Genomic DNA, 16,705 nt, shown 5'->3' with positions numbered 1-16,705 from the left:
CCATGATAGTTCTTAACCTGAAAAATTCACATCAATGAAAAGATTAACGATTTTAATTGCGTTAATCATCCCTCCTATTCTTTGCACCTCCTGGGGTTTCTTTGCACATCAAAGAATCAACAATCTTGCTGTTTTTACACTGCCCGCTGATATGATTGGGTTTTACAAAAAGCATGTAAAGTACATTACCGAGCATGCTGTAGATCCTGATAAGCGAAGGTATGCCGATACCTTAGAAGCACCAAGGCATTACCTGGATGTCGAAAACTATGAAAAAATTATTGACAGCATTCCGGAGAAGTGGAACGATGCACTTGCGAAATACGGTCAAAAGCAATTGAACGCCAGCGGAATCTTACCCTGGCAAATTCAGCGAACCTACTATAGCTTAGTTAAAGCTTTTAAAACGCGTGATTCGGTTAAGATCTTAAAATACTCAGCCGATTTGGGCCACTACATTGGCGATGCGCACGTTCCACTGCATACCACAGCCAACCACAATGGGCAGTTAACCAATCAGGTAGGTATTCATGCCTTCTGGGAAAGCCCTCTCCCCGAGCTTTTTTCTACCCGGTATAACTTTGTGGTGGGAAAGGCCGCTTATATCGAAAATCCACTAAAAGCCGCATGGAGCATAGTAAAACATACACATAGTCTGGTAGATACTGTTTTAACCTTTGAGGCTACTTTAAATGCATCTTTCCCATCTGATAAGAAATATAGTTTTTCGGAAAGGAATAATACAATTTTAAAACAGTATTCGATAGAATATGCCAAAAGCTATCACGACAGGATGAATAATATGGTAGAAAAGCAAATGCGCAGTGCCATACTTGAAATTGGCTCTTTCTGGTACTCAGCATGGGTTGATGCCGGACAACCCGTACTTAAAAACCTGATTAAGCTAGAACCAACTCCGGATGAAAAGAAAGCCGAAACTGATATAGATCGAAAATTTGAGAAGGGCATACCACTTGGCAGAGAGATTTAAGGAACCTGCTATACCTTAACGGTAATTGATTTGAACCATTTATTTATTTACGTTAAAACAGTTACAAACAAAAAAGAGGCTTTATTGCTAAAGCCTCTTTTCTCTTATCTCTTATTTTGAAAAAATTCTAAACAACTTCTTCAGTTTTTTTTGATTGTAAACGGCTTCTAATTGCAGCCCATATAGCAGGAACAAAGGTTACAACGGCAATAAAGATAATCACCAGTTCAAAGTTGTTTTTGATTACCGGAATCTGTCCCAGTAAATACCCGCCAATTAACAAGGCAAAAATCCAGGTAATACCGCCAATAATATTGTAATATGTAAACCTGCCGAAAGGCATTTTGGCAATACCAGCAACAAAAGGAGCGATAGTTCTGAAAATAGGTAAAAACCTGCTCAGCATAATGGCTTTACCACCATGTTTTTCAAAAAATTCGTGCGATTGATGGTAGTATTTGAGTTTTAAGATTTTGTTCTTTTCTTTAAAAACCCCTGCACCCAAAACACTTCCAAGTTTATAGTTAACGGTATTACCTAGTATGGCCGCAGCGATTAAAATAATCATCATCACCCAGATATTTAAACCTGTTTCGTGCTCGCCGGCAATTAAAGCACCCATTGCAAAAAGCAACGAATCGCCCGGAAGAAACGGTGTTACCACAAAACCGGTTTCAGCGAAAATGATCAGGAATAAAATAAGGTAAGTCCAGGTACGGTATTCATTAACAATTTCGGCTAAATGGACATCAATGTGGAGGATAAAGTCTATAAGCTGCTGTAGTAATTCCATTTATCTAATTTTGGGCAAAAGTATGAATATCGGAGGGAATAAATGCTAGTGAAATGCAATAATAATTAGTTGGTAGAAACCAGACGCATTTGGAGTTCATTCTTTTTAGTTCCATCCAGTAAAACTGTGTAAACCAATCCTTTTGCAATTGCGATTGATTTGGATGTAGTAGTTGGAAGTGAATCTAAGGCATTTACATCTGGTTGGGTTGCGATGGGTGCTTCCAATGCGAATGAAATTCTTGTGGCTTTAGTTAATTTAATTGTATGACTCAACCTATCGCCATATTTCATCGTAAACTGAGGAAAAGCCCCTCCATCATCTTTCACAATAACATTAGAGTTTAAAGTATACCCAAGGTTTATGAATGTCAGCTTTACAGAATCTAAATTTTGCTTCACGTCGTCCTGAAAAACCGTTAACACTGGTGGAGTGGTAGGCGTTTTTCGGGTATAAAAGATTGAATAATTGGCGCCGATATCAAATTTATTAGTTGTACTCGCAACATCGGCGGCGGTGTTTATATTTCTGGAGGTAATGGTATAACTTGAATCGCCAGCAACAACAATATAATTACTGTTTGAACCATAAGCTGTAGAAGCTCCAGACTGAATACCCCGTAAATAAAAATTTTGAATAGTATCTGTTACCGCCGAATGAAAATACCTGATCTTGGCATCTCCTTTAATGAAATTATCGTTCTTAATACACGAAAAAAACATCAATACAGGTGCAAACAAGAAAAGGATTTTAAAATATATAAAAGGGCTGTTTTTCATATCAAATTGCTGACGCTAATAAAACGTAAAGATAACAGAAAGCTTATGAATTTACCGAAATTAATTATCGGTGATGATATGCGCCTCTAAAGTTGCGGCAGTTGTGCCGCTAAACCAAATCGTATATATTTTGCCGCCCACAAAATTCGAATTATCAATCGTTTTAATATTGCCCGAACCCACAACAGAATATCTTAAATTCAAGCCGGCATCAAGCGTAAAGTAATTCGAAGCCTCTTTAAAAGCCAAACCATTAACAAATTGCAAACCCGCCTGTACACTCACATTTATACCTGTAGCAAAATTCGGACTCAGGTTAATCAGCTTTACCTTAGCTTTATCCATTTCCGCATTGCTCAGGTTATCTTCATAACTTACAATTTCGCGCGTTCCATTCTTATTACTAACCAAAAAAGTGGTATAGGTTATAGAAGGTGTAAAATTAAAAGAAGCATTGGTATTGGCATTATCCAGGCCCATATAAGCAACACTGCGGTTGCCCGAAGGTATTTTAACGTATTCGCTGGTTTCGCCAAAAGCTAAGGCTGCAGCAGTAAGTTTAGCATCATCTAAATAAACTTCCTGATGGATTTCTGTTAACGAGGCATTCACCACTTTAATTTTGGCTTCGCCTTTAACCACCACATCGGGGTCATTTTTTTTGCAGGCCGATAAAGCCAGTATCGGAACAGTAAAAAGTAGGAGAATTACCTTTGAGAGATTGGTATAGATTTTCATGGTTAGTTGTTATTTGGTTGAAAACAAAAATGGCTCGGTCAAAAACCAAGCCATTCTTTGTATAAAAACTAAAAAATTAGTAGACTAATAACTATTATTTAGCATAACCGGCATAACCAGCATTAAAACATCTTCATTTTCATCGTTGGTTTGCGGAATTAAAAGCCCTGCCCTGTTCGGCGTAGATAGCTCCAGCGTAACTTCATCGCCGCTTAAATTACTTAGCATTTCAATTAAGAAACGGGCATTAAAGCCAATTTCAAGGTCTTCACCATCATACTGACAGCTTAAACGCTCGTGTGCTTCGTTGGCAAAATCTAAATCTTCTGATGAAATATTCAGCTCGCTACCGCTAATTTTTAACCTTACCTGGTGGGTGGTTTTATTGGCGAAAATTACAACCCTACGAAGTGTATTTAAAAACAGAACCCTGTCGATAATTAATTTATTTGGATTATTTGTCGGGATTACTGCTTCGTAATCTGGATAGCGTTCGTCTATTAAACGACACACTAAATTGATATTTTCGAACTTGAAAAAAGCACTGGTTGCATTATAATCTACCGATACATTGATATCGTTAGAAGGCAAAGCACCTTTTAAAAGTGTTAAAGCTTTTTTAGGTAAGATAAATGAAGTTGCTTTATCGGCCTTGCTATCCATACGGCGGTAACGTACCAGCTTGTGTGCATCGGTAGCTACAAAAGTAATGTGCTGTGGCGATAACTGGCAAAATACACCCGTCATTGCCGGACGTAACTCATCATTACTTACTGCAAAAATGGTTTTAGTAATGGCTTCGGTTAAAACCGATGCAGGTAAATTAACAGAAGAAGCGTTTTCTACAACCGGAATCTTCGGGAAATCGTCGCCATTTTCACCACTCAATTTATATTTACCATCACCGGCGCTAATTTCGATCGCAAAAGTACTGTCGTCGATATTAAATGCAATTGGCTGATCTGGTAAAGTTTTAAGAGTATCTAATAAAATTTTAGATGGAACGGCTACTTTACCTTCTTCTTTTGATTCTACAGCCAAGGCAGTTGTCATGCTCGTTTGTAAATCGGTAGCAGAGATAGTTAAGTTTCCATCTTTAATCTCGAAAAGGAAATTTTCTAATATGGGTAAAACTGTACTGCTGCTTGAAGCACCATTTACAGTTTGTAAGTGTTTTAACAGCGTTGATGTGGATACAATAAATCTCATGATATCTTTTAGTCTTCTTCAAAAATATAAAAATTATTTAGCGTACTTGTATTTGCGGTAATAATGTTGAAAAATTGCAAAGAATATTAACAATAGTAAAGGTGCCGCAACATTAATGAGCTGCCATTTCGTTTTTTCGAGTTTAATTTTGCCTTTATCGAGCAATCTGATCTTTACTTCTTTACTACGCAGGGCAATTAAGTTGTCATCATCAGTAAAATAATCAACAATATTTAGCAATAAAGCTTTATTTCCAAAAGTGCGCTGCGAGTAACGATCATAACCCAGGGGGAATGGAGTACCATTCTGTGCCGAAACCTGGTTTTTAAAAATATCCCCGTCGCCGATTACAATCATTTTGGCCGGCTTGCCAACATTTTCTAAGCTGTAAGGTTGTGTAATGCCTGCTGGCAAGGGCCGGCCTGCAAAAACCGAAGGAAAATTTCCTTCCAACATTAATCCCACATGTTGCGGGCGACTTTGAAAAGCCCTCGGATCTAACTGTTCGCCAACCATTTGCAGGCTAAACAGTTTTGGTGCCTCAAAAACTTTATTGAAAGCGGAAGTAGTTAAAATATATGATTTTTTGATGTTTTTGGCACCAATTGTATCTACAGTACTTGGAAATTCAGATCTTACGCCATCCAGTTTCTTCACCACACTTTCAGTGGTATCGGGCAGTAAAATGGGGTAATAAATCCAGGGCACCAATTGCATCTGGTTCTGGCCGCCAACTACACCTGTGGAAACCGGAATTTCGGCACTGTTTGCCGGATCAGCAATGATGTTGTAATTAATCCGGGCACCATACATAAAGAGCATATCATCCAGGTTCAGGTTACTGTTCGTAGCCATTTGCCCACTTTGTCCCCTTAAACTATCCAATTCTGCACGTACCTGATCAATGCTCCATAGCACCCTCCCGCCATTCATTACAAAATAATTGATCTTGTATTTTTCGGTCTCGGTAAAAGGCTTGGTTGGTTTGGCAATCACCAGCATTTTCAATTTATCAAGTCCGGCCTTATCAATCGTATTTAAATCTACTCGACCAACCAGATAGCTGTTCGATAAGCTATGCATGGCATCATTGAGCTGCTGATCGGATAATTCGCCATTCGATTCGGAGAAACCAATTCGGGGATTATTACCTGTAACCACCTTTTTTAAACTCGAAGTAAAAATATACTCAAGGTTTTCGACCGCCCGGTTAATGTTATCCTCGTAGCTCCCGCGGGTATCAAGATTTTGAAAAAGCTTTACCGGAAACTGTTTCCCGTCACTTTCAATCATCGCCATCGGAAATACCAGCTTTTGCGTTAATCCGGCTTCGGTTTTCACACTTAAATTGGTGGCTTCAATCCCGCTTTCGTACAAATTGTTCACCACTGTATCCTGATCTGCCTGACTTAATCCAGCAAGAGGATCGACAAAAACTACCTTTACATCCGCTTTCGAGTAAGCCTGGTAATCAGACAAAATATCACTTACAGCTCCTTGCAAACGCTTAAATGCGGGCGGCAGTTCGCCATTTAAAAAAACAGTGATAATAACAGGTTTATCATTTTTGGCCAGCAACGATTTTGTTTTCTCGCTTAGCGTAAACCTTTTATCTGCGGTAAAGTCAAAACGCTTAAAAGCATACTGACCAATTATATTTAAAACAACCAGTGCTGTGATGAACAAAATGCCGGTGATCCATTTATTTTTCAGATTCATTATCGCTTCCCTCCCATCATTAACCTGGTAAAAAATAAAAACAAAGCGGAGAAGGTGATGAAGTAAATCAAATCTCTTGTATCTAAAACACCACGGCTAATGGCGGTATAATGCTGGTTGATGCCTAAGTTAGTAATCGGGCTTTCGATAGCTTTAAATACGCTAACCTGACTGGTATAATCGAAGCCGAGGAAGGCAAATGCACACAAAGCGGCACAAATTACAAAAGCAATAACCTGGTTTTTAGTAAGTGACGATGAAAAAATGCCGATGGCTGTAAATGCCGCTCCAAGTAAAAACAGGCCAATGTACGATCCAATTACCGAACCGGAATCGATATTACCTTCGGGGAAACCCAGTTTTGCAACGCTGTAGTAATAAATTATTGTTGGGATTAATGCAAACAGAACCAGTACCAAACTAGCAAGGTATTTTGCAGCGATAATATGCCAGAGTTGAATGGGACGCGTAACCAAAAGCTCGTAGGTACCTTCCCTCCTTTCTTCGGCAAAGGCGCGCATAGTGATGGCCGGGATCAGGAACATGAACAAATAAGGAACGAGGCTAAAAAAGCCGTTGAGTTCGGCATAGCCGTACTCCAGAACTGATGTATCGGGAAATACCCATAGTAAAAGTCCCGAAACCAACAAAAAAACACCAATGGTAATGTAAGCCACCATCGAACTGAGGAAACTGAATAACTCGCGTTTAAAAACTGCGTACATAGTTAAATTTAAATGCCGAAGTTAAGGATTTTTTTCGTTGGCTTAGCCTGGTTATTGGTTTATAGTTGATGGCTTATAGATGATGTAAATAGCTTGATCACCCATAACATTATACAAAAAAAGCCTCCGATTTTCATCAAGAGGCTTATCATTATTTTTTAAACAGTTTAGAAAGAAAAACCCAATCCGACTGTATATACCAGATTTTTAGCATTCAAATAAACATCTTTCGAATTGGAAATTTTAACTGCACTGGCACTAATACCAGCTTGTATATTTAATCCATTACTTAATTGAAATCCTGCCAGGGCATTTCCACCAAAATCAAGGCGTTTAAAGTCTTTGTCAGAACCGAACCTGATATTTTCTTTATCGGCCTTTATAACATCATTATTTATCAATGTATACCTGGCTGTTCCGGATAACGCGACACCTAAATACGGACCTAAACCAAAAAATATTTTATTTTTTCCGACTGGAATATATTTAACTGCGTTGGCTGGTATCTCAAAATACAGTAGGCTGATTTTACCAGATGAGTTACTATTTCCCTTAAAGTTAACGTATGTTGCTTTGGTACCTTTACCTGTAACAGAAAAACCTGGTTGGAATACAATATTTTTGCCCAGAGCTATGTCTACCGTAGCACCTAAATAGAAAGATGTATTGATATTACTTTCATCAATGGCAGGACCTTTCAACGCATCAGCATCTGGAAGTGTTTTAATTTTCGGGAATGTGATACCAGCTTTTACCGAAATCGGCACAGGTTTCTGCTGTGCATATACCGCTAAGCCAAATGTTAATGCAAATAAGAATAAAGCTATTTTTTTCATGAGGTATAGATTGATGAAAGCTATTAATATGCAAAAAGCCTCCAAAATTAGGAGGCTTTTTAATATTGTAAGTTTAAAAAGAAAAACCCAATCCAACTGTAAATAATTTATGCTTGATTGAAGCATTAAAATCTTGAGCTTCTTGGTCGTCAGCCATATTGCTTAAACCCAAACCATAACCGGCATGAACATTTAAACCGTTATTTAACTGAAAACCGGCAAGGAAATTTAATCCGAAATCGGTACGTTTAAAGCCCGAATCTTCAAATTCGATTTTCTCTTTTTCCGATCCCATTTTAGCGTTAGCACTTAAAGCATAAGCAAAATAAGGGCCTGCGCCAACAAATAATTTACCCGAATTGGCCACTTTGAAATTTACAAGGGCATTAACAGGCACTTCAAGATATTTGAAGTTTAATGTGGCATCAATATCACTAAAAAAGTCATCGTTATCAAAACCAAAACTACTGCTGTTAATTCTTGTTCCCTTATCGGTAAAAGTTAATCCAGGTTGAATAGAAACCAAATCCGATAATTGGAATTCTACTGTTCCACCTACGTAATAAGAGGTTTTGGTATCATAACTAAATGATGCACTACCTGATGAGAAAGTCATATTGGGAAAAGCAACGCCTGCTTTTAAACCAAATTTAACCGGTGTACTTTGAGCTAAAGCTGCAGTACTTAAACCTACAACTGTTAATAAAGATAATACTAATTTTTTCATCTGTTTTTTGAGAAAGTTTGTTAGAGTTGTTTTTATTTTCCGTGTACTTGCCTGATTGACAAATAAAACGCCACAATGATAAATAAACTAATTTGATAGTTAAAATATTTAAAAAAATAAATTCCTGTAAACGAAAAAGCCCCCAATTGCTTGGAGGCTTTTAAATGTGTTATAGGTTTTTACTATAAACCGAATGCAAAAGCAGCACGGATGCCAATAAATGATGAGGTAGAACCATTTCTTGCCCAACCTTCATAACGTATGCCTAAATCAATACTTGATTTATCAGCTACAGAAAAAGATGCACCTAAAGTTGGAGAATATGCAAAAGCTGTACTCGATCCCTCTCCAGTACCAAAAGCAGCACCTAATTCACCAGCACCGTAAAAATTTCCACCAAAATAATATTTAGCACCAACTTTTACCGGAATAGCACCTTCATTCTTAAGGTCTGCACCTAGCGCTTTAAAAGCGTCCTTGTATTCTTTTTTGTAAGAGAAAGATAAATATCCTGCCGATCCAGTTAAATTTAAAGATTTAGCAACATTTAACTCACCTTGAACTGAACCGCCAAAGCCTAAATTGTAGACATCTCCGAAATCTCCAATTGGCAAAGCGAAATCTGGTCCTACGCTAATTTTGTTTACTGCTCCTTCTGTTTGAGCTGAAGCTGCGAAGCCTAAGCCTGCAACCATTACTAAAGAAAGTAATAACTTTTTCATGTGTTTTTTAGATTATTTGTTCGTTAATTATTTTGCATTTATAGACAATAATTACGCCAAAAACGTTACAAACAATTTCTAAAAAGCGAAAAACAAAACACAAACAATTGACCTACAATTAATTAGCACAATACTATTTTTATTCTAAAAAGTTGTAATTAGGTTAGAAGATTAAAAAGCACTGTATATTTTTAGGGAAAATGAGCCTGGATACACCGCTTAAAGACCAAAAACATAAGCAAATCTTAGCCCTGCAAATCCTTTGGTGTTGATGGTATTTGCGGCAATCAGATTGCTATCGCGCTTACCTGTCCACCCCTCGTACCTTATGCCCAAATCGAGTTTATTTTCTCCTGAAAGCCTAAACTGGGTTCCTATACCTGGCGACCATGCAAACAATGTTTTTAGTCCGCTGCTTAGCGGTAAAGCAACACCCAGTTGGCCTTCGGCATAAAAGCCTTCGCTTAACCAGTATTTTAACCCTGCTTTTGCAGGTGCGTAGCTTAAATCCTGAACCTGGAGAACCTGGTTTCGACGACCGAAAAAATTGATATAGCCTGCATTTAAACTCAGGGCTAAATTATTTGCAACAGGCAAATCAGCCTTTACAGATGCCCCCAGCCCAACCGCTGATACACCTGCGAAGTTGCCGGAAGGTAATCCGATTTCTCCACCAATGCCAATGTTAGCGACATTTTGGGCTTTCAATAATGCAGGGATTAAGCCCAGAGCGATAATTAAAGTGAGTTTGATTTTGGTTACAAGCATGAAATTAAGCAGTAAGTTTTCTAAAAATTTCTTCTAACGAAAGGCCTCCGTATGTTTTCTTTATCCCTTCAAGCGAATCGTTGGCAACAATTTTACCTTTATTGATAATGATGATATCATCGCAAATGGCTTCTACCTCCTGCATAATGTGTGTAGAAATAACCACGGTTTTAGCAGCCCCAAGCGATTTAATGAGCAGTCTGATATCGACCAGCTGGTTTGGATCTAAGCCTGAAGTAGGTTCATCGAGGATTAAAACTTCAGGATTGTGGATAATGGCCTGCGCCAGTCCCACGCGTTGGCGATACCCTTTTGATAGCATCCCGATTTTTTTATGCTGTTCGGGTGTTAGCCCCACCATTTTAATCACCTCATCTACCCTTGCAGCCAAATTAGTTAAGCCATAGGTTTCGCCTACAAAGCTTAAAAATTCTTTTACATACATATCGCTATAAAGTGGTGTATTTTCAGGAAGATAGCCTATGTGTTTTTTTGCGGAAATTGCTTCTGTCAAAATGTTCTTGCCCGATATTTCTGCTGTTCCGGAAGTTGGCTCCAGGTAACCTGTAAGCATGCGCATGGTAGTAGATTTACCCGCACCATTTGGTCCCAGAAATCCCAGAATACGGCCCGGCCTGGCCTCAAAACTAATCGAATCGACTGCTTTTTGTTTATCGTAATGCCTGGAAAGGTTTTTAACTGAAATACTCATTATTTATGTTATCGGTAAAGGTAATGAACTGGAGATTAAGCTCAAAGAATAAAGCTGAAAGCTAATAAACCGAAGCTGAAAGCTAAATTTTGGAGTTAAAAGATGAAAGCAGAACTTAACTTTTTATTGTACCTTAATTTATCCAATTGCTCAGCAGCTTGTGCAATATTATCTGACGATAAAATATCGGCACCATTGTTACTGAGGTGATAATAAACCATTTTAGCCGGGTTTGCGAGCGAACTTTTATCGATATTACCCATAGTGCCTAAAATCGTTGTAATACCTTTACTGTGCAGGTATTGGTACAAGGCTTTATCGGGCGCTGTAACCCCAATAAAAGCTACAATCCGGTTATTTGGAATGCCCATGTTATTTAACCGCTTCAATTCTGCTTTCTTTTGTACCGAAGCCGAAATCATTAATTCGGGAGCCAAACGATGTACTTCCTGAGCCTGATTAGCGGTATAGGTAATGATAATCGAATTGCTTTCTACTTTATACTGCCTTACCTTTTCAATTACTTTGGCGTAAGATACTCCTTTCTTTAAATCGATTGTTAACAATACTTTTCCCTTGCTCCAGCTTAACACACTATCTAATGTTGGGATCTTAAATTTTGTTTCTTGCCCGGCATCATCTTTTAGGTTAAATGCCTTCAGTTCTTCGTAAGTGTAATTGCCAATCGGCCCCTTGCCTGTAGAAGTTCTGTCGAGGTTATCATCGTGCATAATTACCATCACCGAATCTTTACTGTAAGCAATATCAAATTCAATAACCATGGGGTTATAGGTAGTGGCATTGGCAAAAGTTTCGATGCAATTTTCAGGGAAGCCTGGCATTGGACCACCACGATGGGCGCTAATTAACGGAAAACGGCGTTCGGGCGACCAGTTTAAAAATTGATATAAATCGTTTGTTGTATTAAACTTAATGTACTGATGCTTTTTTTCTTCAGGTTTGCATGAAGCAAAAAGCGCAACAATAACCACAAATAGCAAATAATGAAATTTCATGGTTCAAAAGTAGGAAAAAATGGAAGATGGAAGAGGTAAAATGGAATTGTTGTTAGGTGCTTAGCTGGTTAATTTTATGGTTAATCGGTTAATTGTTTAAATCAGTTAACTGCAGGTTTACTTATTGTCGAATTTTTAAGGTTAATTGGTTAACTGTTTAAATCGGTTAACTGTAGGTTTACCTATTGATCAATTACAATTAAACAGTTAACCAGTTCATACAATTAACCAATTCTACAGTTCATACAGTTAACCATCTTCTTAAGCAAATCCATTCTTAATGGCAAAAACGGCCAGGCCAACGCGGGTTTTGAGTTCCAGTTTTTCACATAGCTGATCGCGATAGCTTTCAACAGTACGCGGACTACAAAACATTTTATCGGCTATTTCTTTGTAATTAAGCTCAGTAACCGTGTATTTTAAAAATTCTTTTTCGCGGTCTGAAATTTTGATTTCCACCTCATTCGTTTTATTGAGACTGGAGAAGATAATTTTTGATGCCCAATCCGGATAAAAAAATCCATTGATATTTAATTTGGTCAACGCATTTTCAAGTTCAACCGGGTGCGCATTTTTGAGCAGATAGCCTTTTGCACCATTGCTTACCATTTTTATTACACTTTTTTCTTCTCCCTGCATGCTCAGGGCCATTACTTTTACTTCAGGATGGTTTGCCGTTACCCAGGTTACGGTTTCAAAGCCATCCATAACAGGCATGCTGATATCCAGCAGTAAAATATCGGGGATTTTGTTGCTATTTTCGAAGTTTTTAATCAGCTCCATTCCATTTTCACAAACATAAATAACCTCAAAATCTTTGAAATTATCTATAATGCCCTGAAGTGCCTTGGCAATCAGGATATGATCATCAACAATAACGATTGTCTTTTTCATACCGGGCCATTTAAAATAATAGTAAGTTCCGTGCCTGAGTTTGGTTTACTTGTTAAATTGAATTCTCCACCGATAATTTCGGCTCTTTTTTTCATGTTTTTTAATCCAATACCGTCAGAAGTAAGGTTGTCAAAATCGAACCCCATTCCGTCATCCTGTATTTTTAGCGTTAAAAAAACGTCTGCAGCTGATTTTAACTGAATGCTAATATTATTGCATTGTGCATGTTTTAAGCTGTTTTGAAGAAACTCTTGCGTTATCCTTAACAATACGTTCTTTTTCACAAACTCCAGATCGATATGCTCAAAATCATGTTCAAAAGATACCTTACATTTTTTTAAAGCGTTTATATGGTCTACTTCTTCCTGTATTAAAGTTACAATTTCATTTTCACTTATGTTATCATTAGTTAGATTTTTCGATAAACTTCTTAAATCTTGCAGCGATGAGTTGATAATCTGATAAATCTGCTCTATCCGGTTACTGGCTTGCGGCACTTTATTTTCGTGCACAAGCTGCTGGGTATAAAGGCTTACCAGGGTTAATTTTTGTCCGATGTTATCGTGCAGCTCGCGACCAATCTGCTGCATGGTGGCCTGTTGTATTTCTAACTGTGTACTTAAAAGCTCTTTCTGGTGTATTTCGTTGGCAATTTTTATTTCATTCAAATATTCTCTCTTCCGCTCTTTGTATTTTTTGATGTAAACCATGATGGCAACTACAAACAGTACAAAAAACAGGTTAAAAAGGATAATCGTTATTAAGAGCTCTGTTTTCCCCATATAAATGAAATTGAGAATAAGATATACATTACAATGCCCGAAATCAGGAAATAATCGAAGTAAATATCCCAAATCTGGATATAAGCCCTCAATAACGAATAAAAAGTAAAAAAGGGTAATGTGCCAATATAAAACAAAGTAACCCCCAGGTTGATATAAAACATCCTGTTTGCCTGAAAATTGAGAATGTCTAAAGAGTTAACCTGGTTATAATACTCTTTAATAACCAGAAACATAAGCAACAAGCAGCCTAATGTATAATTGAAAGAAAAATAGACTTTACTTTCCTTAAAAAATAGCCGGCTAAGAATAAACGACAGCACATACAATAAGGTAATTACCCAGAATAACCTTTTATTCTTGAACGATTTTACTGTATAGAGCCAGTAAAAGAAAATGAACTGAAAGGGAATAACGATGTAATTGTAATACTTTGTTTTTGAAAAACTAATCAACTCACCTCCCCATTTACCAATAATTTCGCAGGTAAAAATAAGGAGCAGGTAATAGATAAAGTACCGCCAATACTGCCCCTTCAAGCGTTTAAAATAATATAACGCAATCAATGCAGCCCCTCCTTCTACCCAAAGGAAACTGTCGCTCAAAAATTGCTGTTCGCGGCTCATGTTACTAATAAATTAGTAGCTTTCTATAGCTGAGTCAGCCGGAGGTATGGTTTGACCATGATTTTGGGCCATTACTTCGCGCGATTGACCATCACTGCTATCAGAACTCATGGCCATTAAAGTAACGGGCTGCTCTTTACTCCGCTCTTTAATTGGGAAAGTACTTCTGTCTAAAGGATTAAAATCATAATCGAGATAAGCACCATTGCTGGCTTTCTTTTTTAACGTGGGGATCATAATCAGGGTATGCCTTTGGGCATAATCTTTTCCAATTTCCTTTTCATTTTCAAAACCACCCCACTCGTTCGCTTTTGGATAGGCAGCATAATAAAAACGGATGCCCAGCGCGCCATCTGCAATGCGTGGATCTACTTTTTTGGCGTAAAATTCAATATCGCCGATAAATTTCTTTAAGGTTTTTAAACCAAATGAAACAGAATGGGCATCTTTTATTTCCATTATCCTGTTAATGGCTTCGAGGTGGTTATTCCGGTAATTATCTACCATTTGCTGGATAATTGCCGGATCCATGGTATTGGGCTTTACCCGCCCTTCACCTCGGTTTAAGAGATCAATTAACTTTTGTAAAAGATAGTATGCCAGCGCCCCACATAAAAACACTACAGCATAGATAGGTAAATGTTGCATTTCCATAATTTTTAAGTTTTAATTAAAGTTAAGCTTTATTCCCAAATGTGATAAAACTTTCGCTTAAAGTAGATGGGGTTTTCCCCATATTTTCCCGTTGTTTTTACGGCGTTTTATTTTGTTGCTTTCACTATTGATTTATAGTGGTTTAGCTAAGGTTTTTCTAGCGCAACTGTTCCAACTTTGGCTTAGTGTTTCACACCAAAAAACACAAACAGGAAAAAGCCGAAAATCCTGAACAGAGTAGGCAAAATTTAAAAACCTTAAACCATGTCAAAAACCTTGAAAAAAGAAGAAAAAGTAGAGTACACCGGAAGATACCTTGTACTGCTACCAGAAGGATCGAACACTTCAGATTCGATTAACCAGATCAACAGTATCAGTGGTCTGAATTTAAAAAGCTCATTAGAGTTTGAAAACGAGTTTTTTACAGATAAAGATCTGGCTAAAACAGACGGTATTGTTTTAGATAAGCTCGGCATTGCTATTGTAAACGAAAAACCAAAAGCAGAAAATTCTATCAGCAGTTTCGGCGACAACGAAATGATCGTTGAAAAAGAAAGAGTTGTTTATGCCATCGGTATGCTGGAAGAAAGCACTCAAAATTACGTAGAAGGCTATAGAGATGCTGTAAACCAATTAACCAATGTACTGGTTGGAGCCGAAACCGAAGATTACCAGTACCAGGAACAACAAGCTGAAGTTGAATCGGTTGGTGCTACCTGGGGCTTAAAAGCAACCAATGTTGTGCCTACCAGCTTTTTACGCTACAATCCTTACAATGGCGCTGGCATTAAAGTGGCCATATTAGATACTGGTTTCGATTTTACCCACCCTGATTTTGCTGGCCGTCCCATCGTTCACCAAAGCTTTATCAGTGGAGAAAGCACCCAGGATGGTCATGGCCATGGTACCCACTGTACTGGTACAGCCTGTGGTCCGCTAAGTTCTCCTGCAGCATCTGAAAGATATGGTATTGCTTATGCAGCCAGTATTTATATTGGAAAAGTGTTAAGCAATGGCGGTTCTGGTGGCGACGGGGCCATTCTTGCCGGTATAAACTGGGCTATTGCAAACCGTTGCGATGTGGTAAGCATGTCGTTAAGGGGTTTTGTAACCGGTGCAGGTTATTCTGCCGTGTTCGAAACTGCCGCTGCCCGTGCACTGGCACAAGGCACTTTAATTATTGCCGCAGCAGGAAATGATTCGGCCAGACCAGGTCTTGTAAGACAAGTAATGCACCCTGCAAACTGCCCTTCAATTATGGCTGTAGGCGCGGTAGATGTAAACATGAACGTGGCAGCTTTCTCTAACGGCGGCCTTTACCCAACTTACGGCGCGGTAGATATTGCTGCTCCAGGGGTTAATGTATATTCATCAACCAAATTACCTACCAAATATGCAAGTTGGAACGGTACCAGTATGGCTACCCCACACGTTGCAGGTATTGCTGCGTTATGGGCACAGGCATCGGGCCTTCGGGGAATTAATTTATGGCGAAAATTAACATCAACTGCGAAAGCATTACCTTTACCAGGCAGGGATGTAGGTGCCGGATTAGTACAGGCGCCAACCAAAACCCGATTAATTAAATTCCCGATTGATAAGCTTCCGATTTTGGTTAACCCAAAATTCCCTATCGATCCAATTGGCCCAATAGAAAAAATAATACGATGAAAACAAAATGGTTAATATCTGTACAGGATGGTGCCATGGATGCTGTTGTTAGCGCATTGAAGAAAACAGGCATACAAGAGGTAGAAATCCTAAATTCAATTGGTGTAGTCCTTATTGTTCCGGATAAGCATAAAATTGCAGATATTAAGAAAATTGATGGCGTGCTTGGTGTTGAGGAGGAAAGGGATATCAGCATTTAAGCAAAATATATAGTCTCTCAATTAGACCGGTACCGTTAAAATTATTTAGCGGCACCGGTTTTTTATGCGATAAAGTAAAAACATAAATAGCTTTACCTTGTTGGCCACCTAAACCTGATTGCAGCGGGCACGAGTGTAACGAA

At 38.3% G+C, this 16,705-nt stretch carries 19 protein-coding genes; 3 read left to right on the top strand and 16 right to left on the bottom strand.

Annotated elements, in window-relative coordinates:
- The first annotated feature begins 34 nt into the window (after nt 1-34).
- Nucleotides 35-991, top strand: coding sequence for a zinc dependent phospholipase C family protein (locus tag HWV58_RS19430; protein ID WP_175635687.1), 957 nt, complete (start codon nt 35-37; stop codon nt 989-991).
- Between the two features lie 127 nt (nt 992-1,118).
- Here HWV58_RS19430 and HWV58_RS19425 read toward each other — a convergent pair whose 3' ends face one another.
- The 16 genes from HWV58_RS19425 to HWV58_RS19350 all read right to left on the bottom strand — a co-directional run bounded on the left by HWV58_RS19425 (nt 1,119) and on the right by HWV58_RS19350 (nt 14,691).
- Nucleotides 1,119-1,784, bottom strand: a complete 666-nt coding sequence (locus HWV58_RS19425; RefSeq protein ID WP_175635686.1) for a DedA family protein — start codon at nt 1,782-1,784, stop codon at nt 1,119-1,121.
- A gap of 65 nt (nt 1,785-1,849) precedes the next feature.
- Nucleotides 1,850-2,563, bottom strand: a complete 714-nt coding sequence (locus HWV58_RS19420) for a DUF4397 domain-containing protein (RefSeq protein ID WP_175635685.1) — start codon at nt 2,561-2,563, stop codon at nt 1,850-1,852.
- Nucleotides 2,564-2,623: 60 nt separating this feature from the next.
- The gene (locus HWV58_RS19415) at nt 2,624-3,301 is read right to left on the bottom strand and encodes a DUF4397 domain-containing protein (protein WP_175635684.1); all 678 of its coding nucleotides are present in this window, start codon (nt 3,299-3,301) and stop codon (nt 2,624-2,626) included.
- Nucleotides 3,302-3,385: 84 nt separating this feature from the next.
- Nucleotides 3,386-4,510, bottom strand: coding sequence for a DNA polymerase III subunit beta (gene dnaN / locus HWV58_RS19410; RefSeq protein WP_039476649.1), 1,125 nt, complete (start codon nt 4,508-4,510; stop codon nt 3,386-3,388).
- Nucleotides 4,511-4,543: 33 nt separating this feature from the next.
- On the bottom strand, nt 4,544-6,229 hold the full coding sequence (gene gldG, locus HWV58_RS19405; protein WP_175635683.1) for a gliding motility-associated ABC transporter substrate-binding protein GldG: 1,686 nt from the start codon (nt 6,227-6,229) through the stop codon (nt 4,544-4,546).
- A complete protein-coding gene (gldF, locus tag HWV58_RS19400) occupies nt 6,229-6,954 on the bottom strand; it encodes a gliding motility-associated ABC transporter permease subunit GldF (protein ID WP_175635682.1) in 726 nt (241 codons plus the stop codon). Before gldF ends, gldG begins: the two co-directional genes overlap by 1 nt.
- Before the next feature lie 167 nt (nt 6,955-7,121).
- The gene (locus tag HWV58_RS19395) at nt 7,122-7,790 is read right to left on the bottom strand and encodes an outer membrane beta-barrel protein (RefSeq protein WP_175635681.1); all 669 of its coding nucleotides are present in this window, start codon (nt 7,788-7,790) and stop codon (nt 7,122-7,124) included.
- A 73-nt stretch (nt 7,791-7,863) separates the two neighbouring features.
- Entirely contained in the window at nt 7,864-8,517 is a 654-nt protein-coding gene (locus HWV58_RS19390) for a porin family protein (RefSeq protein ID WP_175635680.1), read from the bottom strand.
- A gap of 182 nt (nt 8,518-8,699) precedes the next feature.
- Nucleotides 8,700-9,239: a hypothetical protein gene (locus HWV58_RS19385; protein ID WP_175635679.1), complete on the bottom strand. Its 540-nt coding sequence runs from the start codon at nt 9,237-9,239 to the stop codon at nt 8,700-8,702.
- A gap of 219 nt (nt 9,240-9,458) precedes the next feature.
- The gene (locus HWV58_RS19380; protein WP_175635678.1) at nt 9,459-10,007 is read right to left on the bottom strand and encodes a hypothetical protein; all 549 of its coding nucleotides are present in this window, start codon (nt 10,005-10,007) and stop codon (nt 9,459-9,461) included.
- Between the two features lie 4 nt (nt 10,008-10,011).
- Nucleotides 10,012-10,719: an ATP-binding cassette domain-containing protein gene (locus tag HWV58_RS19375; RefSeq protein ID WP_175635677.1), complete on the bottom strand. Its 708-nt coding sequence runs from the start codon at nt 10,717-10,719 to the stop codon at nt 10,012-10,014.
- 95 nt (nt 10,720-10,814) lie between these two features.
- Nucleotides 10,815-11,735, bottom strand: coding sequence for a glycerophosphodiester phosphodiesterase family protein (locus HWV58_RS19370; RefSeq protein WP_175635676.1), 921 nt, complete (start codon nt 11,733-11,735; stop codon nt 10,815-10,817).
- A gap of 261 nt (nt 11,736-11,996) precedes the next feature.
- Entirely contained in the window at nt 11,997-12,629 is a 633-nt protein-coding gene (locus HWV58_RS19365; RefSeq protein WP_175635675.1) for a response regulator transcription factor, read from the bottom strand.
- Nucleotides 12,626-13,411, bottom strand: a complete 786-nt coding sequence (locus HWV58_RS19360) for a sensor histidine kinase (RefSeq protein ID WP_175635674.1) — start codon at nt 13,409-13,411, stop codon at nt 12,626-12,628. Before HWV58_RS19360 ends, HWV58_RS19365 begins: the two co-directional genes overlap by 4 nt.
- The gene (locus HWV58_RS19355) at nt 13,390-14,037 is read right to left on the bottom strand and encodes a hypothetical protein (RefSeq protein WP_175635673.1); all 648 of its coding nucleotides are present in this window, start codon (nt 14,035-14,037) and stop codon (nt 13,390-13,392) included. Before HWV58_RS19355 ends, HWV58_RS19360 begins: the two co-directional genes overlap by 22 nt.
- 12 nt (nt 14,038-14,049) lie before the next feature.
- Nucleotides 14,050-14,691, bottom strand: a complete 642-nt coding sequence (locus HWV58_RS19350) for a hypothetical protein (protein ID WP_175635672.1) — start codon at nt 14,689-14,691, stop codon at nt 14,050-14,052.
- Between the two features lie 264 nt (nt 14,692-14,955).
- Between HWV58_RS19350 and HWV58_RS19345 the strand changes: the two genes are divergently transcribed.
- Nucleotides 14,956-16,362: a S8 family peptidase gene (locus HWV58_RS19345; RefSeq protein WP_175635671.1), complete on the top strand. Its 1,407-nt coding sequence runs from the start codon at nt 14,956-14,958 to the stop codon at nt 16,360-16,362.
- Nucleotides 16,359-16,562: a hypothetical protein gene (locus HWV58_RS19340; RefSeq protein WP_175635670.1), complete on the top strand. Its 204-nt coding sequence runs from the start codon at nt 16,359-16,361 to the stop codon at nt 16,560-16,562. Before HWV58_RS19345 ends, HWV58_RS19340 begins: the two co-directional genes overlap by 4 nt.
- Nucleotides 16,563-16,705: the final 143 nt, after the last annotated feature.

The organism is Pedobacter ghigonis (assembly GCF_903166585.1).
GTDB lineage: Bacteria > Bacteroidota > Bacteroidia > Sphingobacteriales > Sphingobacteriaceae > Pedobacter > Pedobacter ghigonis.
This window is presented reverse-complemented; position numbering and strand designations above follow the sequence as displayed.